The organism is Streptomyces sp. L500 (genome assembly GCF_054551825.1).
The window spans coordinates 62027-81029 of the sequence record NZ_JBTOLC010000020.1 but is presented as its reverse complement, the minus strand read 5'-3'; the positions used below and the strand labels follow the sequence as shown (position 1 = coordinate 81029).

Sequence of the window (19003 nt, the reverse complement as noted above, 5' to 3'; positions counted from 1 at the left end):
GTCAGCGCATGGGGTTGTGGAACACAGCAGGTCAGCGGCCCATGGGCTGGGCGCGGCCGCAGGTGGCGCCGGCGCCGTGGCAGGGGCCGAGCGACGTCGAGCAGAGGTTGTACGAGGCACGGGTGCGCGGCGACTGGGACGCGTACTTCCATGTGCTGGCCGAGACGAGGCTGTTCCTCGCCGTGCCCCGGGCGAACGCCGACGCCGAGACCCGCACCGTGCCTTTCACCCCGTACTGGAACCCTCGGACCGGGACGCCCTGCCTCGCCGTCTTCACCGAGGGGATGCTGCCCCCGCCCGCCGAGGACCCCGTCTTCTGCGGGTACTCCCTGGGCTGGTACGCCCGGGTGTGGGAGCCCGGCGACCCGCCGTATCTGGTGGTGAACCCCGGCAGCCCCTGCGAGGCCGCCATCCCGGCGAACGCGGCGGGGCGGGAGGTCTGGCAGTGGCACGCCGAGCGCGTCAGCACCTCGGGCTGCGGCTGCCCGAACCGGCACGGGCGGCTGCGCGCCCTCCACACGGGTGGGCCCCTGCACGGGCCGCTCGCGCACGGGCTGGCCCTCACCGCCCTGCTCTTCGTCGACAACGGCGAGCTGTGGAACGCCATGGCCTACCACGGCGGCGGCTATTTCCACGAGAAGGACCGGCTCAAGGAGTGGTGGGGCGTCACCGACCGGGACGGCTGGCGGAAGGCCCAGGAAGGGCTGCTGGACGCGGACATGGTCAGCGGCTCGTGGGAGTTCGCGCTCGGTGTCCGCCGGGCCATGGCGATGGACTTCCCCGGGCTCGTCGACGTCGAGCACTGGCGCCGGACCGCCGAGCGCGTCCTGCGGCGCAGGGCCGAGCAGGCGGGCGAGGTGCGGATCACGCTGGAGGGGGTGACCCAGGGGGAGGCCCTCTCCGAGGAGGAGGTCGAGGAGTACGTCGCGGAGATCCACCAGCTGATCGGGCGGATCGCGCGCTACGAGGCCCGCTTCCGCGCGGACGGCCTGCTGGCCGAGGGCGCGTACGTGCGGACGGCGACGGCGTGGGACCACGGGCGCGCCGCCGGGATGGCCCGCTGGGGGCTGGCCGCGCGGTACTGCACCCTGCACGAGGCGGAGGAGGCGGTGCTGCGCGCCGGGATCGCGGCCAAGGCCGCGTACGGCTCGTGGGAGGAGTTCTCCGCCGGCTACGTCCTCGCGCGCTGTCTCCACTTCGACGAGGAGAAGTTCGGCAAGTGGTACGAGGACGCGCTCGCCGCGCACCGCGTGCTCACCACCGATCCGGCCAGTCCCTGGCTGAACATTCCCTGGGCGGCGAACCGCTGAGACGGCGAACAGAAGCAGAGCAAACAGAAGCGGAGACAGAGGCCGTGGCGGGAATCGAACCCACGTAACTCGCTTTGCAGGCGAGCCCCTAAGCCACTCGGGCACACGGCCGGAACGGGGAGCCATGGGCCTCCCCGACGGATACGACCATACGTTCACCCCGCCCCCGCTTCAATGGTGCGGTCGCCACTGTCATATGGCGGACATACGCCAGCCACGCTCCCGTACCGAGGACGGCGCCCTCACGCGCTCACCCCCCGCAGGAACTCGTCCACCAGCGGCCGGAACATCTCCGGCTCGTCGACCCACGGGAAGTGGCCCACCCCGTGCAGCGGGCGCGTCACGCCGCGGGGGAAGGAGGCGGCGACGAGTTCGCCCGCGCGCATGCCGGTGACGGCGTCCAGGTCGCCCGTCACCACCAGGGCGGGGCAGTGGACCTGGCGCAGGCCGCGGAGCAGGGTCAGGCGCAGGGGTTCGTCGACGCCCTGCCAGAAGGCCGCGCGGGGGACGGGGTTGAGCTGGTCGGGCTCGGTGGCGGCGTGGGCGCGTTGTGCGGCGTCCCAGCGGCCGTAGGCCATGGGGGCGGCGCGGCGGAGGAGGGAGCGGACCTCGGCGAGGTTGTCGGCGGCGGCCAGGGAGTGGACGGCGACGTAGGCGTCGACCCACCAGTCCTCGGTGGCGCGGGACTCGAAGATCTCCTCGGCGTCCGTGGGGAGTTCGCCCTGGAGCCGGGAGCCCGGGGCGATCAGCACCAGATGGGTCAGGTGCTCCCCGTGGGTGGCCGCGTAGGCCTGGGCCGTGGCGCAGGCGGCGTCGTGGGCGAGCAGGGCGAAGCGTTCCAGGCCGAGGTGGACGCGGAGGGCCTCGACGTCCTCGGCGAGGGCGGGGAAGGCGTAGCCGGCCACGTCGGGGGAGGGCGGGGAGGCGCCCGTCCCGCGGCTGTCGGGGACGACGAGCGTGTGATGGGCGTCCAGGCCGCCGAGGTCGCCGAGGTACGCGGCGTCACGGCCGGGCCCGCCCGCCAGACAGACGACGGGCGGGCCGGCGCCCTCGCCGAGGACCCGGTAGGCCAGTTCCACCGAGTCGTATGAGGTGTAACGAGTCATAAGTCCACCATGCCGGAAATGTTGAGTGATCCAGAAGCAAGCCACCCCTCCTCCTCCCCCTATCCCAAATTCCGCTTATGATTCCGGCGTGTTCGACTCCCGGCACATCAAGACGTTCCACGCGGTCGTCACCGCGGGCTCCTACTCGGCCGCCGCCCGGGCCCTGGGGTACACCCAGCCCGCGATCACCCAGCAGATGAAAGCGCTGGAACGAGCCGTCGGCACGCCGCTGTTCACCCGGGTCGGGCGCGGGATGCGGCTGACCGAGGCGGGCGAGGCCCTCGCGCGGCACGCGGAGGTCATCCTCGACAGCCTGACCGCCGCGCAAAGGCAAATGAGCTCCCTGACCCGGCTGCGCGCCGGGCGGGTGCGGGTGTGCGCCTTCCCCAGCGCGGGAGCCACCCTCATACCCGAGGCGCTGGCCCGGCTGGCGGCCGACCACCCGGGGGTGCGGGTCGAGCTCCAGGAGGGCGAGCCGCCGGACTCGCTGCGCCGGCTGGTGCGCGGCGAGTGCGACATCACCCTCGCCTTCACCTACCCCGGCCTGCACGAACAGGTCCCCGACGAGCTCGTCGAGATACCGCTGTTCGAGGACCAGCTGACGGTGCTGCTGCCGATAGGCCATCCGCTGGCCCGCCGCCGCGCCGTCAAGCTCGCCGATCTCGCGGAGGAGCGCTGGATCGCCGGCTGTCTGCGCTGCCGCACCAATTTCCTCCACGAGTGCGCCGAGCAGGGCTTCGCTCCGGACATCGCGTTCACAACGGACGACAACCTCGTCGTGCAGTCGCTCGTCGCCGAGGGGCTGGGAGTGGCGATGATGCCGGGGCTGGTGTTGTCCTTCCTCCGGCACGACAAGATCACCGGACGGGCCCTCGACCCGGCCTGCCGGCGGCAGGTCTCCGCCTACGTCCTCTGCGAGCACCTGCGGATCCCCGCCACGGCGCTCGTCCTCGACGAGCTCAAGGCCGTCGCGGCGCGCCGGGTCGGGTGCTGAGTCCCGGCCGCGGAGGTCACGGACGCCGGCGGATCCATAAGCGCGTGTTGGCGGTCGGGTTAAGAACTGTCGTTGGACGTGATGGATCCGGCGCCCCGACGCTGCACCCATGACCACCCCCACCGCACCCCCGACGACAGCGACGACCGCTCGCCTCGGCCGGCTCGTCGACGAGATCCGCGAGACCGTCGGCCGCGGCCTGGCGCCCGACGCGACGGCCTACCTCGTCGGCGAGCGGCTCGCGGCCCACCTCGGCGCCCCGGACCTCCTCACCCCCGAGCAGTGCGAGGGCGACCCCGACCGCTACCGCCAGCACATCCTCCACGCCGAGGCCGACGGCAGCTTCTCCGTCGTCGCGCTCGTCTGGATGCCCGGACAGCGGACCGCCATCCACGACCACGTCTCCTGGTGCGTCACCGGCGTCCACCAGGGCACCGAGAGCGAGCGCCGCTACCGCCTCGTCCCCGACGTCCCGACCGCCCGCCTCGTCGCCACCGAGGACGTCGTCAACCGGCAGGGCGACGTCTGCGGCTTCGCGCCGCCCGGCGACATCCACCGGGTGCGCAACGCCTGCTCGAGCATCGCCATCTCCCTCCACGTCTACGGCGCCGACGTCTCCCGCCTCGGCTCCAGCGTGCGGCGCGTGTACGACCTGCCCGCCGACGAGTTCTGATGGCGGTCGTCGACTCCCGGACCGCCACCCGGCCGGCGCCCGTCCCCCGGGCGAAGGCCGGACCGGGCAAACTGCCCGGCCTCGCCATGGCCGCCGCCGGCGTGGCCCTCGCCTGGGGCACCCACCGGCTCGTACCCGCCGTCCCCATGCTCACCGCCGCCGTCGTCCTCGGCATCGCCGCCGCCCACCTGCCCGGCGTACGGACCCGGGTGCGGGGCGTCGGCAAGCCGGGGCTGACGCTGGCCGGAAAGCGGCTGATGCGCGTCGGCATCGTGCTGCTGGGACTCAAGCTGAGCCTCGACGACGTGCTCGGGCTGGGCTGGGCCACCGTCGCGATGGTGTTCGCCGTGGTCGCCGCGACCTTCTTCGGGACGCTGTGGCTCGGCCGCCGGCTCGGGCTGCGCGGCGACCAGCCACTGCTGATCGCCACCGGCTACTCCATCTGCGGGGCCTCCGCGATCGGCGCGGTCAGCGAGGTGTCGGGCAGCGACGAGGAGGACGTCGCGACGTCCGTGGCGCTCGTGACGCTGTGCGGCACCCTCGCCATCGCCGTACTCCCGCTGCTCCACCACCCGCTGGGGCTCGGCGACGCGGCGTTCGGACGGTGGGTGGGCGCGAGCGTCCACGACGTCGGGCAGGTGGTGGCGACCGCGCAGACCGCCGGGCCCGCCGCCCTCGGCGAGGCCGTGCTGGTCAAGCTGATGCGGGTGGCCCTGCTGGCGCCCCTGGTCGCGGCGGTGGCCATGGCCGTACGGCAGCGGCGCGCCGCCGCCGGCGCACCCGCCGAGGGCAAGCGGCCCGCGCTCGTCCCCCTCTTCGTCCTCGGCTTCCTCGCCATGGTGGCCCTCCGGACCACCGGCCTGCTGCCGGGCGGCGCGCTGGACGCGGCCGCGCACGCGCAGGAACTGCTGCTCGCCGCCGCCCTCTTCGGCCTGGGCAGCGCGGTGCACCTGCCCTCGCTCGTCCGGACGGGCGGCCGGGTCGCGGCGCTGGGGCTGTGCTCGTGGGTGGTCGTCGCGGGCGTGTCGTACGGGGGCGTGCTGCTCACGACGTGAGGGGTGCGGGGGAGCGTCCCCCCGCACCCCCGGGGCGTCACGAGCCGGAGAGCTCGACCATCTCGATGATCTTCTTGTCCGGACCGAGCGTCACGTTGTAGTAGTTCTGGCCGGCGCACCATTCCTTGTGGTCGGCCTTGCTCTGGTTGTCGTACTGCTGGTGGTTCGGGTCCGCGCACTCCTTGACGTGGCCGATGCCCGAGAGGGTCTTGTCGGTGGGCTTCGTCGGGCGGACCTGGGGGCCGTCCAGGCTGAGGACGGTCACCTTCGCGTTCTCGTTGTCGAAGGCGTAGGTGTACGTCGGGCCCTCGTTGCGGTAGAAGGCGCCTTCGTCCATCTTCGTGTTGCAGGACACCTTGGCGTCCTGCGCGACGATGTTGTTCATCGCGCCTTCGACGCTGAGCACCTTGATGAGCTTGTGCCCCTTGGGCAGCGGCGCGCACGGGTCCTTGTAGTCGCTCTTGCCCTTCCCCTTGCCGTCGGCGGGCTGCTGCGACGGGGCCGCGCTGGCGGAACCCTTGTCGTCGTTCTTCCCGCCCTCGTCGGTGGGGCCGCAGGCGGTCAGCGCGAGTGCGCCGGAGACGACCAGCGCGGCCGTGACGACATGACGAATGGACATAAGGGATTCCCCCAGCGAGCTGAACTGTCTATCTGAACCGGCCGGAAGCATATGGGCATGAGCATGGCGGAAAGTCGCCTGTTTGCAGGGCCATGATCAATCTGGGACCGAACCACGACGGACCCGTGTCCGACCCGTGGCCGAGCCCCGCCCGTCCATGCGACTAGGCCCCGAGACCGAGTGGATCTCCGCCGCACGACAGGGGTCAAACCGGCTTTCGCCACTTACTGTGAAGGCCATGACCGCCGCCGATCCCATATCCGCCCATCAGGCCGCAACGGACACAGCGGAAGGTGTTCTCGGACGCCGCCACCGCGCCCTCACCCTCGGCATCGTCTCCGTCGTCTCCCTCATCGCCTTCGAGGCCAGCGCCGTCAACACGGCGATGCCCGTCGCGGCCCGCGCGCTCGACGGCATCGGGCTGTACGCCTTCGCCTTCTCCGCCTTCTTCACCGCGAGCCTGTTCGCGATGGCGCTGTCGGGGGAGTGGTGCGACTGCGCCGGCCCCCTCATACCCTCTTCACGGGCATCGCCGCCTTCGGCACCGGGCTGGTGGGCGCGGGCGCCGCGCAGGAGATGTGGATGTTCGTGGCCGCGCGCGGCATGCAGGGCATCGGCTCCGGACTCGTGATCGTCGCCCTGTACGTGGTCGTGGGGCGGGCCTACCCGGAACGGCTGCGGCCCGCCGTGATCGCCTCGTTCTCCGCCGCCTGGGTCGTCCCCGTGATCGTGGGACCGCTGGTGGCCGGGACGGTGACCGAGCGGCTCGGCTGGCGCTGGGTGTTCCTGGCCATCCCCGTGCTGATACTGCTGCCGCTCGCCGTGATGCTCCCCGCGCTGCGCGCGCTGCCGCCGGGGAGGAACACGGACGCGATGGACCGGCGCCGGATCCTCCTCGCCCTCGGCGTCGCCGCCGGGGCGGGACTCCTCCAGTACGCGGGCCAGGACCTCCGCCCGCTCTCCCTCCTCCCCGCGGCGGCCGGGCTCGCCCTCCTCGTGCCGTGCGTCCGGCGGCTGCTGCCCGCCCGCACCTTCCTGGCCGGGCGCGGGCTGCCCTCCGTCGTACTGCTGCGCGGCCTCGCGCAGGGCTCCTTCCTGGCCGCCGAGACCTTCGTCCCGCTGATGCTCGTGACCGAGTGCGGGCTGTCGGCCACGCTCGCCGGGCTGTCGCTCACCGGAGGCGGGCTGACCTGGGCCCTCGGCTCGTTCACCTTGAGCCGGGCCCGGCTGGAACCCCACCGCGAGCGGCTGATGAGCCTGGGCATGGCGGTGCAGGCGCTCGCCGTGGCGGTGGTGCCGCTGGTGCTGATCGACGCGGTGCCGGTGTGGCTGGTGGCCGTCTGCTGGCTCCTCGTCGGGTACGGGATGGGGCTGACGATCTCCAGCGTGGGCGTCCTCACGCTCCGGCTGTCGCGGCAGGGCGAGGAGGGCACGAACGCGTCCTCGCTCCAGGTGTCGGATGCGCTGGGGAGTGTGGTGCTGGTGGGGCTGGCGGGGGTGCTTTTCGCTCTGGGCGGGGGAGGGGTGGCTTCCGTCGCCGGGCACGACCCGGGGGCCTCGGCCGCGCCCGGCGGGGCGTTCGTGGCGGTGTTCGTGCTCTCGGCGGCAGCGGCGCTGGTGGGGGCGTACGTGGCCACGAGGCTGCGGCCGCGGGGGTAGGTCGCGGGAGGAGGAGGCCCCGGTCCCGCCCTTTCACCGTTTCCCGGGGGCAAGCCCCCGGACCCCCTTGTCCTCAAACGCCGGACGGGCTGGATTTCAGCTGTGACGTCGGTCCCACCCCCGTGTGGACCCGGCCTGTAGCACCCGGCAGTGTCGGCCGACGCGGGTAGGCTGACGCGGTTGCCGACCGCCGACCCCACCGACGGAGACCGTGACTACCACCACCGCGAATCACCATCTCTCACCCGCCTTCCCCGGACGGGCGCCCTGGGGTACCGCCAACAAGCTGCGCGCCTGGCAGCAGGGCGCCATGGAGAAGTACATCCAGACGCAGCCCCGCGACTTCCTCGCGGTGGCCACCCCGGGCGCCGGCAAGACCACCTTCGCCCTGACCCTGGCCTCGTGGCTGCTGCACCACCACGTCGTCCAGCAGGTGACCGTCGTCGCACCGACCGAGCACCTGAAGAAGCAGTGGGCCGAAGCGGCCGCCCGCATAGGCATCAAGCTCGACCCCGAGTACAGCGCCGGGCCGCTGGGCCGCGAGTACCACGGCGTCGCCGTCACCTACGCCGGTGTGGGCGTGCGCCCCATGCTCCACCGCAACCGCTCCGAGCAGCGCAAGACGCTCGTCATCCTCGACGAGATCCACCACGCGGGCGACTCCCGCTCCTGGGGCGACGCCTGCCTGGAGGCCTTCGAGCCGGCCACCCGCCGCCTCTGCCTCACCGGCACGCCGTTCCGCTCCGACACCAACCCCATCCCCTTCGTCACCTACGAAGAGGGAAACGACGGCATCCGCCGCTCCTCCGCCGACTACACCTACGGCTACGGAAACGCGCTCGGCGACGGCGTCGTCCGCCCGGTGATCTTCCTCTCCTACAGCGGCAACATGCGCTGGCGCACCAAGGCGGGCGACGAGCTGGAGGCCCGGCTCGGCGAGCCCATGACCAAGGACGCGATCTCCCAGGCATGGCGCACCGCCCTCGACCCGCGCGGCGACTGGATGCCGAACGTGCTGCGCGCCGCCGACCGGCGGCTGACCGAGGTCCGCAAGTCCATCCCCGACGCGGGCGCGCTCGTGATCGCCTCCGACCAGGAGTCCGCACGCGCTTACGCCAAGCTGATCCGCGAGATCACCGGCGAGGGCGCGACGCTCGTGCTGTCCGACGACAGCGGCGCCTCCCAGCGCATCGACGACTTCGCGGCGTCCGAGGACCGCTGGATGGTCGCCGTCCGCATGGTGTCCGAGGGCGTGGACGTGCCCCGCCTGGCGGTCGGCGTCTACGCCACGACGATCTCCACGCCGCTGTTCTTCGCCCAGGCCGTCGGCCGCTTCGTCCGCTCCCGCCGGCGCGGCGAGACGGCGTCCGTCTTCGTCCCGACGATCCCCACGCTGCTGACCTTCGCCAACGAGATGGAGGTCGAGCGCGACCACGTCCTCGACAAGCCCAAGAAGGAGGGCGAGGAGGACCCCTACGCCGAGTCCGAGAAGGAGATGGACGAGGCGAACAAGGAGCAGGACGAGGACACCGGCGACCAGGACCAGCTCCCCTTCGAGGCCCTGGAGTCCGACGCCGTCTTCGACCGCGTGCTCTACGACGGCGCCGAGTTCGGCATGCAGGCCCACCCCGGCAGCGAGGAGGAGCAGGACTACCTCGGCATCCCCGGACTGCTGGAACCCGAGCAGGTGCAGCTACTGCTCCAGAAGCGCCAGGCCCGGCAGATCGCGCACAGCCGCCGCAAGCCGGACGAGCAGGCGGACCTCCTCGAAATCCCCGCCGAGCGGCGGCCGGTTGTCACGCACAAGGAGCTCCTGGAACTCCGCAAGCAGCTCAACACGCTGGTGGGCGCGTACGTCCACCAGAGCGGCAAGCCGCACGGTGTCATCCACACCGAGCTGCGCCGCGTGTGCGGCGGCCCGCCGAGCGCGGAGGCGACGGCGGGGCAGCTGACCGAGCGCATCAACAAGGTGCGGGAGTGGGCCACGCGTATGCGGTGACGCTCGCGCTGTGCGGTTCGCACGAGGAAGGGGTGCCGCCCTGGTCGGGCGGCACCCCTTCGCGTGTCAGCCCTGCGCGTTCGCGCGGCGGCGCGTCGCGACGACCAGGCCGGCGCCGGCGATGATCGCCGCGGCGCCGCCCGCGGCGATCCACGGGGTGGCCGGGTCGGAACCGGTCGCGGCGAGCTCGGTGCGGCTGCCGTTGGCGGTGGTACCGCCGGAACCGGAGCTCGCGCCCGAGCCCGAGCCGGCGGCGGTCGTCGAGGCCGACGCGCTCGGGCTGGCGCTTGCGCTCGCGCTCGCGCTGGCGGAGGGCTTGGTCTTGTTGCCGGGGGTCGTCTTACCGGACTCGGTCGCGGTCGGGGAGGCCGAGGCGGTGGGGCTCTTGCTCGGGTCGGGCTTCGGCTTGACGGCCTTGACGGAGAACTCGTGCTCGGTCGTGGCGGCCACATTGTCTTCGGCTGTCACCCGGAGGCGGGCCGTGTGGTCCGGAGTCCGCTCATCGAAGCTCACCAGCAGCTCGAACGTCGCCTTCTCGTGCTTCTTCACCACGTACGGGTCGAGCGAGCCGGAGAGGGTGAACGACTTTCCGTCCGGGCTGTAGCCCGGGGTCAGTTTGGCGTCGTGCAAGCGGGCGTCCGAGCCCGTTCGGAACTGAACCTTGATGGCGTAGTCCTTCTCCTTGGCCATATCGGGCTTGGAGGGGAGGTAGGCCACGTGCGGCTTGAAGGTCACGTCCTTGTCGCCGTCGCTGTTGTCGAACGACATCTTGAACTGCGCCCAATTGCCAGGGCCCGCCTTGATGGTCGAGGGACCCTCCAGCCCCACCGGGATCCGGAAAGAAGTGTCCTTGTCCTTGGGCGTGTCGGCCTTGTCGGCCGGGGCCGTGCCCGGCTGCTCGACCGTCGTCTGTCCGGTGGTCTGACCGGTCGTCTGTCCCGTCGTGGCCGGCTGCTCCTCGGCGACCGCCGGTGTGGCCAGGAAGAGGGCCGGGGTGATGACACCGGCCGCCACGATCGTGGCTATTCGGGAAATCTGCATGGCGATCACACTAAAGCCCTCCAATGCCCATGGCCCCCCTGGATCGCTCCGTCCACGAAGTGGATTGCACAATTCCCCTCCGTGGTGCCCGGATTGTGGGCAGACTCTTCCGCTGAGCGGACCGGCGGCGCTACCGTGCCGGTCACGCACACGCCCCGTGGCAGCGCCGCCGCGGAGCGCAGCCGGACCATAACGACAAGCCGCCGGCGGCCTCTCCTCGCGCGCTGCCGGAACGGGACCGGCGGCGCGACCCCCACCTGCGACGGGAGCCGCCACTCATCGGAGGAGGGGCGTCGTGACCGCGGAGACTTCGCAGACGCTCGATCGGGGACTGAAGGTCCTCAAACTGCTAGCGGACACCGACCACGGACTGACCGTCACCGAGCTGTCCACCCGGCTCGGGGTCAACCGGACCGTCGTCTACCGGCTCCTGGCCACCCTGGAGCAACACGCGCTCGTCCGCCGGGACATAGGCGGCCGGGCCAGGGTGGGCCTCGGCGTGCTGAGGCTCGGCCGGCAGGTGCACCCGCTCGTGCGGGAAGCGGCCCTGCCCGCCCTGCGCTCGCTGGCCGAGGACCTGGGAGCCACCGCCCATCTCACCCTCGTCGACGGGGCCGAGGCGCTCGCGGTCGCCGTCGTCGAGCCGACCTGGACCGACTACCACGTCGCCTACCGCGCCGGATTCCGCCACCCCCTGGACCGCGGCGCGGCCGGACGGGCCATCCTCGCCGCCCGCCGCGGCGAGGTCGACAACCCCGGCTACGCCCTCACCCACGGCGAGCTCGAGGCCGGGGCGAGCGGGGCCGCCGCACCCCTGCTCGGGGTGTCCGGCCTCGAAGGGAGCGTCGGAGTGGTCATGCTCGCCGACTCCGTGCCCCCGAGGGTCGGCCCCCGCGTCATGGAGGCCGCGAAGGAGGTGGCCGACGCCCTCCGGTAGCCGGTAGCCGGTGACCCACCGGCGCAAGGGGGCGGGGCGGGGCGGACGGGCCCTGGTAGGGGCGTGAAGAGCTCTTCGCCGCTGGAGACACCTGCGGGGCGACCAATCCCGCGATACCAGGCACCGCGAAGAGCTCAGCCCCGTAAGGGCCCGTCCGACCCGACCCGCCCCCGACTCGTACCCCCAGGCGGTCCCGGATGCCGCGTGCACCCCCCACGTGAATTAGATTCGCAGCATGCCAGCCGCCCCCACCCGCGTCCTCGCCGTCTGCGCCGCGCCCGTCGTCGCCCTGCTCGCCGTGGCCGCGCTCGTCCCCCTGCCGTTCGTCATCGCCCAGCCGGGCTCCACGACGGCGAACGTGCTCGGCCTGCACAAGGACAAGCCGGTCATCACCATCTCCGGCGTCCCGACCCGCGAGACGAGTGGGCAGTTGCGCATGACCACCATCGAGGCCACCGGTCCGGATACCGAGATCGGTCTGACCGACGTGGTCGACAGCTGGTTCCGCAGGGACCGGGCCGTGATGCCGCGCGACGCGGTCTACCCCCCGGGGCAGTCCGACACGGAGATCGAGAAGCACAACGTCGCGGAGATGAAGAAGTCCCAGGACGCCGCGGCCGAGGCCGCCCTGCGCTATCTCCACCGCTCGCCCAAGGACGTGAAGGTGGAGCTGAGCCTCGCCGACGTCGGCGGGCCCAGCGCGGGCCTGCTGTTCACCCTGGGCATCATCGACAAGATCGCCGGTGACGGCCGGGGCGGCGACCTGACGGGCGGCCGGGTCATCGCGGGCACCGGCACCATCGCCCCGGACGGCAGCGTCGGAGCGGTCGGCGGCGTCTCCCTCAAGACCCAGGCGGCCGGGCGCGACGGCGCCACCGTCTTCATCGTGCCGAAGGGCGAGTGCTCCGAGGCGGGGGCGGAGCTGCCCAAGGGCATGCGGCTGATCCCGGTCGACACGTTGAGCGACGCGGTCGCCTCGCTGAAGGCCCTGGCCTCCGGTGGACGGGTGCCGTCCTGCCCGGCCTGAGCGCTCCGGTCCCGTCACCGCGGGCCGGTGGGGGCTGGTCGCGCCCACGCGGCGGCAGCCGCATATCGACACTGCCCCGCGCCCCTTCGGGGCGCTAACGCACCGCGTCAGTCCTCCGACGCCTGCTGCACCAGCGGGATGATCCTCAGCGGCACCGGGTTCTCCATGACGATCGCCGTGGACGCCCGGACGATCCCCTCGAAGCCCACCACCCGGTCGATCACCCGCTGCAGGTCCGCGTTCGAGCGGGCCACCAGCCGGCACAGCATGTCCCCGTGCCCGGTCGTGGTGTGGAGCTCCAGCACCTCGGGCACCGACGCCAGGTGCGTACGGACGTCCGCGCCCTGCCCCTGTTTGATCTCCAGCGTCGCGAACGCGGTCACCGGATAGCCCAGCGCCGCCGGGTCCACGTCCGGGCCGAACCCCCTGATCACCCCCTGCGACTGGAGCCGGTCCAGCCGGGCCTGCACCGTGCCGCGCGCCACGCCGAGCCGCCGTGAGGCCTCCAGCACCCCGATCCGGGGCTCCCGGGCGAGCAGCTCGATCAGCCGCCCGTCCAAACGATCGATCACCCTGATGCTCCTTTCGTGGTCATCCTGCACAGATCGTCCGGGGCTTCTCGACCGCCTCTATGCATAATGCCCAGTGAAATCGCAAACTATTGCGCACCTTGTGGTTCGGAGAGACTCTTCGCCCATGACTCAGACCACCGATCACACCCCGCACACCGCACGGCAGGCAGACCCCTTCCCGGTCAAGGGGATGGACGCGGTCGTCTTCGCCGTCGGCAACGCCAAGCAGGCCGCCCACTACTACTCCACCGCCTTCGGCATGAAGCGCGTCGCCTACTCCGGCCCGGAGAACGGCAGCCGTGAGACCGCGAGCTACGTGCTGGAATCCGGTAGCGCCCGGTTCGTCTTCACCACCGTGATCAAGGCGAGCACCGAGCACGGCCGTTTCCTCGCCGACCACGTGGCCGAGCACGGCGACGGCGTCGTGGACCTCGCCATCGAGGTGCCCGACGCCCGGGCGGCGTACGCCTACGCCATCGAGCACGGAGCCACCGGTCTCGCGGAGCCGTACGAGCTGAAGGACGAGCACGGCACCGTCGTCCTCGCCGCCATCGCCACCTACGGCAAGACGCGCCACACGCTCGTCGACCGCTCCGCCTACACCGGCCCGTACCTGCCCGGCTACGTCGCCGCCGAGCCCATCGTCGAGCCCACGCCCCGCCGCTTCCAGGCCATCGACCACTGCGTGGGCAACGTCGAGCTCGGCAAGATGGACCAGTGGGTGAGCTTCTACAACAACGTCATGGGCTTCACCAACATGAAGGAGTTCGTGGGCGACGACATCGCCACCGAGTACTCCGCGCTCATGTCGAAGGTCGTGGCGGACGGCACCCGCAAGGTGAAGTTCCCGCTCAACGAGCCGGCCATCGCCAAGAAGAAGTCCCAGATCGACGAGTACCTGGAGTTCTACAACGGCCCCGGCGTCCAGCACATCGCGCTGGCCACCAACGACATCGTCGCGACCGTACGGGCCATGCGGGAGGCGGGCGTTCAGTTCCTGGACACCCCCGACTCCTACTACGACACGCTCGGCGAGTGGGTCGGCGAGACCCGGGTGCCCATCGACACCCTCCGCGAGCTGAAGATCCTCGCCGACCGCGACGAGGACGGCTACCTGCTCCAGATCTTCACCAAGCCGGTCCAGGACCGCCCCACGGTCTTCTTCGAGATGATCGAGCGCCACGGCTCCATGGGCTTCGGCAAGGGCAACTTCAAGGCGCTCTTCGAGGCGATCGAGCGCGAGCAGGAGAAGCGCGGCAATCTTTAGCCTCGCGGCGTGGCCCGCCGGGCCGCGGTCATTTCGGCTGCGGGCCGGCCGTGGCCGGTCGCGCAGTTCCCCGCGCCCCTTCGGGGCGCGCGATCTTTCCGGCGGGGGCGCTCGGTGACAGGGTGGGCCCATGGGTGATCTCATCGATCAGTTGTGCACAGGACTCCCCGCCGAAGCCGTCCTCACCGACCCCGACGTCACCGCCTCCTACGCCGCCGACATGGCGAGCTTCTGCGAGCGCGGCGCCCCCGCCGTCGTCGTCCTGCCACGCACCGTCGAGCAGGTCCAGCACGTGATGCGCGTCGCCACCGCCCTGCGCGTCCCGGTCGTGCCGCAGGGCGCCCGTACGGGGCTTTCCGGCGCGGCCAACGCCACCGACGGCTGCGTCGTCCTCTCCCTCGTCAAGATGGACCGCGTCCTGGAGATCGACCCGGTCGAGCGGATCGCCGTCGTCGAACCCGGCGTCGTCAACGCCGTCCTCTCCCGCGCCGTCGCCGAGCACGGCCTGTACTACCCGCCCGACCCGTCCAGTTGGGAACAGTGCACCATCGGCGGCAACATCGGCACCGCCTCCGGCGGGCTGTGCTGCGTCAAGTACGGCGTCACCGCCGAATACGTCCTCGGCCTGGACGTCGTCCTGGCCGACGGCCGGCTGCTGACCACCGGCAGGCGCACCGCCAAGGGCGTCGCCGGGTACGACCTCACCCGCCTCTTCGTCGGCTCCGAGGGCAGCCTCGGCATCGTCGTACGGGCCGTCCTGGCGCTCAAACCCGCGCCGCTCGCGCAGCTGGCGCTGGCCGCCGAGTTCCCCTCCGTCGCCGCGGCCTGCGAGGCGGTCCGCAGCATCATGGCGCGCGGGCACGCGCCGTCCCTGCTGGAGCTGATGGACGCCACGACCGTCCGGGCCGTCAACTCCCTGACGCACATGGGGCTGCCGGAGACCACCGAAGCCCTGCTGCTCGCCGCCTTCGACACTCCCGACCCCGCCGCCGACCTGGCCGCCGTCGCCGAACTGTGCCGCGCCGCCGGCGCCACCGAGGCCGTCCCCGCCGAGGACGCCGCCGAGTCCGAACTGCTGCTGCAGGCCCGCCGGATGTCCCTCCCCGCGCTGGAGCGGCTGCGCCCCGCCACGATGATCGACGACGTGTGCGTACCGCGCTCCCGGCTCGCCGAGATGCTGGACGGGACCGCCGCCATCGCCCGCGAACACGGCCTGACGATCGGCGTCGTCGCCCACGCGGGCGACGGCAACACCCATCCCGTCGTCTGCTTCGACCCCGCCGACCCCGACGAGGCGCGCCGCGCCCGGGAATCCTTCGACGCCATCATGGCCCTGGGGCTGGAGCTGGGCGGCACCATCACCGGCGAGCACGGAGTGGGCCTGCTGAAGAAGGACTGGCTGGTCCGGGAGGCCGGGCCGGTGGCGATGGAGCTCCAGCGCGGCATCAAGGCCGTCTTCGACCCGCTCGGGCTGCTCAACCCCGGCAAGGTCCTCGACGCCGGCAAGGCTCTCGACCCCGGTGAGGCCGTCGACGCCGCTGAGGTCGTCGACCGGGCGGCCGGGGGCGCGGGGGAGTGACCACGGGGCCCGGGGGCCGGCGCGGCGGTCACTCCATCGGGTAGCCCGCCCGCGCCCGGCCCTCCCCGAATGGCGCCTTCCGCCTCACGCACCGGAGGCCAGCAGTTCCTCCAGGGCCTCGTCGAGGGCGAGCCACTGGCTCTCCAGGCCCGGCGCCACGAGCCGCAGCGTCCGCTCCAGCCAGCCGGACACCTCCTTCACCGGCACCGTCACCAGCGCCCGGCCCTCCGGGGAGGACAGCGCCAGACAGACCACGGAGCGTCCGTCGACCTTGCCGGGGAAGATCTGAACATCCCCCTCACCGGCTTCCCGGAACACCCCCTCGATCAGCAGGTCCCTGGAGAAAGTCCAGGTCACCTGCCGTGGTGAGGTGATGTGGAAGCTGAGGTGGACGGCGTAGGGGTCCGCCGTCCGGTAGGTCAGCCTGGCCGGGATCGGAACGCTGTGTTCCGGCGACAGCACCAGGTCGGTCTCCAGGTCTCGTACCACCTCGGTGTGCATGGGCGCACCCCTTTCCACTCGTCTTCTGCTCGTCCGCTCGGGATCGGTTACGGGTGAAGAGAGTGCGCCGGACGGGTTTCATTACGCGGTTTCGGCGAACAGTTTCAAGATTTTCGTGCCGGGCCGCGGCCGGGCCGTGCTCGCACGGGTGAGTCGCACGTGTGAGTGGCCCGGGCCGGGGACGGCCACAGAGGAAGGGGCGTTCTGGTAGACCTGGTGACCACCTCTTATGTACGGCCGAGCAGATACGGGACACCGGAGACCATGAGCGCACCTATCTCGGGATCCGCCGACGGCAGCCCCCCTCAGGGTTTTTATCCGGACCCGTCGATTCCGGGTTACATCCGTTACTGGAGCGGTGCGGCCTGGGTGCCCGGTACGAGCCGGCCGGCGCCCGCCAAGGGGGAGCCGATGCCCGCGCCGCCGCCGTCGGTGGCCGCCGCACGGCCGCCCGCGCCGGTGCCGCCCGCCGTGTCGCCCGCGTCCGCCGGGCCCGTCGCGTCGCCCGCCTCCGCCGAGCCGGTCGCGCGGCGCGCGGCGGACGAGACGGGGCCGGTGTTCCTGGACGAGGAGCCGGAGCCCGAGCCGGGGCCCGGCCCCGGTCCCGGGCCGGGCGGGGGCGGGGCCTGGCAGGCGGCGGCCGGTGCCCAGGAGCAGCAGGTCTCCTGGGGCGGTGCCGCGGCGCTGCCCAGGGCGCGTGACCCGCGGCTGCCCGAGCCGGCCGCGGCGGAGCCGGTGGCCCCGGAGCGGGCCGAGCGTCCCGTGCCCGGCCAGGGCACCCTGGACCTGCGGCCCAAGCCGCACGGCTCGGCGCCCGGCGGGCCGCCCGCGCCGATCCCGGCGGACGCGCCGGCGGCCCGTCAGGCGTGGCCCGCCCAGCGGGCCGGGGAAGCGGCCCCGGTGGCCCCGGTCGCTCCGGCCACCCCGGTCGCCCCGGCCGGTGGTTCGCAGGGGGCCGCGCTGCCCGCCCGGCGCCCGGAGTCCGCGCCCGTCCCCGTGGAGCGGCAGCAGCCGATGGGCTGGGCCCAGCAGGTGCACCAGCTCGCCCAGCAGGGGCCGCAGGCCGCGCCCGCCGGCGCGGCGGCCGAGCCGGTCGCGCCGCCCACGGCGTGGAAGCCGCCCAAGGACGACCCGTTCCTGCGCGCGGCCCAGGCACAGGGCCGTCCCGCCGCGCTCGGCCGCAGGCTCGCCGCCCGGCTGGTGGACTCCGTCGTGCTGGGCGGTGTGGTGAGCGCGGTCGCGGTGCCGCTGTGGGCGAAGTCGGTCGAGCACATCGACGAGAAGGTGGAGCAGGCCCGGCAGACCGGCCGGACGGTGACGGTCTGGCTCCTCGACGGCACGACGGGCACGTACCTGGCGATCGTGCTGGGCGTGCTGCTGGTCGCGGGCCTGCTGTACGAGGCGCTGCCCACCGCCAAGTGGGGGCGCACGCTGGGCAAGAAGCTGTTCGGGGTGCGGGTGCTGGACATCGAGTCGCACGACACGGCGCCGGTGGGGGCGGCGGTGCGGCGCTGGCTGGTGTACGGGGGGCTCGGGGTGCTGGCCGTCGGGCTGCTGAACGTGCTGTGGTGCGTCTTCGACCGGCCCTGGCGGCAGTGCTGGCACGACAAGGCGGCGCGCACGTTCGTGGCGTCGGCGGGGGATTAGCCCCCGAACGGCACAGCGGCGGATGCGTCCCGTAGCGCCCTGGGTTCTACTCGGGCCATGAGCACCGATCAGCCGCCGCCCCCACCGCCGGAACCACCCCCCGGGGGTCCGGGGCCGTACCCCGGCCCGCCCCCCGGCGGCCCTTATCCCGGTGGCCCGTACCCCGGCGGCGGCCCGTACGGCGGTCCCTACGGCGCCCCCCAGGGCGGCGGCGGCCCCTACGGTCCCGATCCGCTCGCCGGTATGCCCCCGCTCGCGAACCGGTTCAAGCGGCTCGTCGCCCGCATCATCGACGGGCTGATCGTGAGCATCCCGATCAGCGTGATCTTCTCCCTCTCGACGCGGAACTACGACCCCTGGAACGACCAGGCGCGGTCCACGAGCCTGTCCATCATCGTGGCGGTCGTCTACTTCGTGTACGAGGGCCTGATGCTGACCACGCGCGGTCAGACGGTCGGCAAGATGCTGATGAGGATCCGGGTCGCGATGCTCGACAACGGCGCGATCCCGGAAGGGCGGCCGGGGTGGACGCGCGCCGCGGTCTACTCCCTGCCCGAGATCGTGCCGTGCTGCGGTTTCGTCTTCTGGCTGGTGAACGTGTTGTGGTGCACCTGGGACAAGCCGTACCACCAGTGCGTCCACGACAAGGCGGCCAGGACGGTCGTGGTCTCAACTGTTGAGTGAGTGCTCTCCCACGGCCGAACCGGCGTGCGCGGGCGTGCGCCGCTCGGGCAACCTGGCGGCGGCGCCCGCAGCTTGACGTTCCCGGCGGGAGCGGGCCGGGACGGTGACGGCTACGGCGCAGCCGAGGAGGAGCGAGGCCAGGGCCAGGGCGCCGAGCATCAGGACCGACCCGGTGGGGGTCAGCAGCAGGAGCGCGGCGGCGGAGAAGACTACGGTGGCCGATCCGTAAGCGATCTGTGCAGGAGTCGGACGCGGCATGGCGGTATCCGTCCTCAAGGCATCGATATGCGGGGGGATATAAGGGGCCGGAGTCTGGCGGTACGTCTGCCGGTA

General features: G+C 72.4%; 16 protein-coding genes, 1 tRNA gene and 2 pseudogenes. 12 read left to right on the top strand and 7 right to left on the bottom strand.

Translation table 11 applies throughout. The features are described 5' to 3' along the window. Positions 1-8: 8 nt before the first annotated feature. The gene (locus ACX9I7_RS19760) at positions 9-1310 is read left to right on the top strand and encodes a DUF1266 domain-containing protein (protein WP_459388047.1); all 1302 of its coding nucleotides are present in this window, start codon (positions 9-11) and stop codon (positions 1308-1310) included. A gap of 39 nt (positions 1311-1349) precedes the next feature. On the opposite strand, the gene ACX9I7_RS19755 is transcribed toward ACX9I7_RS19760, so the two are convergent. Together ACX9I7_RS19755 and ACX9I7_RS19750 are read right to left on the bottom strand one after the other, a co-directional pair. Beyond that, positions 1350-1421: transfer RNA gene (locus ACX9I7_RS19755), tRNA-Cys, on the bottom strand. Between the two features lie 131 nt (positions 1422-1552). After that, entirely contained in the window at positions 1553-2416 is an 864-nt protein-coding gene (locus ACX9I7_RS19750) for an alpha/beta fold hydrolase (RefSeq protein ID WP_459388046.1), read from the bottom strand. Positions 2417-2504: 88 nt separating this feature from the next. Between ACX9I7_RS19750 and ACX9I7_RS19745 the strand changes: the two genes are divergently transcribed. The 3 genes from ACX9I7_RS19745 (at position 2505) to ACX9I7_RS19735 (ending at position 5138) form a co-directional block, all read left to right on the top strand. After that, positions 2505-3410: a LysR family transcriptional regulator gene (locus tag ACX9I7_RS19745; RefSeq protein ID WP_459388045.1), complete on the top strand. Its 906-nt coding sequence runs from the start codon at positions 2505-2507 to the stop codon at positions 3408-3410. A 109-nt stretch (positions 3411-3519) separates the two neighbouring features. Then, positions 3520-4083, top strand: a complete 564-nt coding sequence (locus ACX9I7_RS19740) for a cysteine dioxygenase family protein (RefSeq protein WP_189452719.1) — start codon at positions 3520-3522, stop codon at positions 4081-4083. Further along, positions 4083-5138, top strand: a complete 1056-nt coding sequence (locus ACX9I7_RS19735; protein WP_189452717.1) for a YeiH family protein — start codon at positions 4083-4085, stop codon at positions 5136-5138. The genes ACX9I7_RS19740 and ACX9I7_RS19735 overlap by 1 nt, the downstream gene beginning before the upstream one ends. 37 nt (positions 5139-5175) lie before the next feature. Here ACX9I7_RS19735 and ACX9I7_RS19730 read toward each other — a convergent pair whose 3' ends face one another. Continuing rightward, positions 5176-5757, bottom strand: coding sequence for a hypothetical protein (locus ACX9I7_RS19730; RefSeq protein WP_459388044.1), 582 nt, complete (start codon positions 5755-5757; stop codon positions 5176-5178). Between the two features lie 238 nt (positions 5758-5995). Between ACX9I7_RS19730 and ACX9I7_RS19725 the strand changes: the two are divergent. Together ACX9I7_RS19725 and ACX9I7_RS19720 are read left to right on the top strand one after the other, a co-directional pair. Continuing rightward, a pseudogene (locus ACX9I7_RS19725) lies at positions 5996-7416 on the top strand (MFS transporter). A 211-nt stretch (positions 7417-7627) separates the two neighbouring features. Then, on the top strand, positions 7628-9415 hold the full coding sequence (locus ACX9I7_RS19720) for a DEAD/DEAH box helicase (protein ID WP_459388043.1): 1788 nt from the start codon (positions 7628-7630) through the stop codon (positions 9413-9415). 66 nt (positions 9416-9481) lie between these two features. On the opposite strand, the gene ACX9I7_RS19715 is transcribed toward ACX9I7_RS19720, so the two are convergent. Then, positions 9482-10456 carry an LAETG motif-containing sortase-dependent surface protein gene (locus tag ACX9I7_RS19715; protein WP_387575051.1) on the bottom strand — a complete coding sequence of 325 codons (975 nt, stop codon included), beginning with the start codon at positions 10454-10456 and terminating at the stop codon, positions 9482-9484. 295 nt (positions 10457-10751) lie between these two features. Between ACX9I7_RS19715 and ACX9I7_RS19710 the strand changes: the two genes are divergently transcribed. Beyond that, entirely contained in the window at positions 10752-11393 is a 642-nt protein-coding gene (locus ACX9I7_RS19710; RefSeq protein WP_387575049.1) for an IclR family transcriptional regulator, read from the top strand. Positions 11394-11628: 235 nt separating this feature from the next. After that, positions 11629-12420: a S16 family serine protease gene (locus ACX9I7_RS19705; protein WP_459388042.1), complete on the top strand. Its 792-nt coding sequence runs from the start codon at positions 11629-11631 to the stop codon at positions 12418-12420. 107 nt (positions 12421-12527) lie between these two features. On the opposite strand, the gene ACX9I7_RS19700 is transcribed toward ACX9I7_RS19705, so the two are convergent. Next, positions 12528-12992, bottom strand: a complete 465-nt coding sequence (locus tag ACX9I7_RS19700) for an Lrp/AsnC family transcriptional regulator (RefSeq protein ID WP_126914339.1) — start codon at positions 12990-12992, stop codon at positions 12528-12530. Between the two features lie 124 nt (positions 12993-13116). On the opposite strand from ACX9I7_RS19700, the gene hppD reads away from it, so the two are divergent. After that, positions 13117-14259 (top strand): 4-hydroxyphenylpyruvate dioxygenase, encoded by a 1143-nt coding sequence (gene hppD / locus ACX9I7_RS19695; protein ID WP_358627846.1) that lies wholly within the window; start codon positions 13117-13119, stop codon positions 14257-14259. Positions 14260-14389: 130 nt separating this feature from the next. Then, positions 14390-15751, top strand: a pseudogene (locus ACX9I7_RS19690) (FAD-binding oxidoreductase); the annotation flags it as partial. A 171-nt stretch (positions 15752-15922) separates the two neighbouring features. On the opposite strand, the gene ACX9I7_RS19685 reads toward ACX9I7_RS19690, so the two are convergent. Then, complete coding sequence (locus ACX9I7_RS19685; protein WP_387575040.1) at positions 15923-16339, bottom strand: SsgA family sporulation/cell division regulator; 417 nt, start codon at positions 16337-16339, stop codon at positions 15923-15925. Between the two features lie 264 nt (positions 16340-16603). On the opposite strand from ACX9I7_RS19685, the gene ACX9I7_RS19680 reads away from it, so the two are divergent. After that, positions 16604-17986, top strand: a complete 1383-nt coding sequence (locus tag ACX9I7_RS19680; protein WP_459388041.1) for an RDD family protein — start codon at positions 16604-16606, stop codon at positions 17984-17986. A 57-nt stretch (positions 17987-18043) separates the two neighbouring features. Then, a complete protein-coding gene (locus ACX9I7_RS19675; protein WP_358627855.1) occupies positions 18044-18670 on the top strand; it encodes an RDD family protein in 627 nt (208 codons plus the stop codon). Here ACX9I7_RS19675 and ACX9I7_RS19670 read toward each other — a convergent pair. Next, on the bottom strand, positions 18656-18928 hold the full coding sequence (locus ACX9I7_RS19670; RefSeq protein ID WP_387575034.1) for a hypothetical protein: 273 nt from the start codon (positions 18926-18928) through the stop codon (positions 18656-18658). The genes ACX9I7_RS19675 and ACX9I7_RS19670 overlap by 15 nt on opposite strands. Positions 18929-19003 lie beyond the last annotated feature (75 nt).

What these genes read in the sequence shown, in the direction of transcription:
- ACX9I7_RS19760 (WP_459388047.1), top strand. Translation starts at nt 9, where the DNA reads ATGGGGTTGTGGAACACAGCAGGTCAGCGGCCCATGGGCTGGGCGCGG.
- ACX9I7_RS19750 (WP_459388046.1), bottom strand. Translation starts at nt 2,416, where the DNA reads ATGACTCGTTACACCTCATACGACTCGGTGGAACTGGCCTACCGGGTC.
- ACX9I7_RS19740 (WP_189452719.1), top strand. Translation starts at nt 3,520, where the DNA reads ATGACCACCCCCACCGCACCCCCGACGACAGCGACGACCGCTCGCCTC.
- ACX9I7_RS19735 (WP_189452717.1), top strand. Translation starts at nt 4,083, where the DNA reads ATGGCGGTCGTCGACTCCCGGACCGCCACCCGGCCGGCGCCCGTCCCC.
- ACX9I7_RS19730 (WP_459388044.1), bottom strand. Translation starts at nt 5,757, where the DNA reads ATGTCCATTCGTCATGTCGTCACGGCCGCGCTGGTCGTCTCCGGCGCA.
- ACX9I7_RS19715 (WP_387575051.1), bottom strand. Translation starts at nt 10,456, where the DNA reads ATGCAGATTTCCCGAATAGCCACGATCGTGGCGGCCGGTGTCATCACC.
- ACX9I7_RS19705 (WP_459388042.1), top strand. Translation starts at nt 11,629, where the DNA reads ATGCCAGCCGCCCCCACCCGCGTCCTCGCCGTCTGCGCCGCGCCCGTC.
- hppD (WP_358627846.1), top strand. Translation starts at nt 13,117, where the DNA reads ATGACTCAGACCACCGATCACACCCCGCACACCGCACGGCAGGCAGAC.
- ACX9I7_RS19685 (WP_387575040.1), bottom strand. Translation starts at nt 16,339, where the DNA reads ATGCACACCGAGGTGGTACGAGACCTGGAGACCGACCTGGTGCTGTCG.
- ACX9I7_RS19680 (WP_459388041.1), top strand. Translation starts at nt 16,604, where the DNA reads ATGAGCGCACCTATCTCGGGATCCGCCGACGGCAGCCCCCCTCAGGGT.
- ACX9I7_RS19675 (WP_358627855.1), top strand. Translation starts at nt 18,044, where the DNA reads ATGAGCACCGATCAGCCGCCGCCCCCACCGCCGGAACCACCCCCCGGG.
- ACX9I7_RS19670 (WP_387575034.1), bottom strand. Translation starts at nt 18,928, where the DNA reads ATGCCGCGTCCGACTCCTGCACAGATCGCTTACGGATCGGCCACCGTA.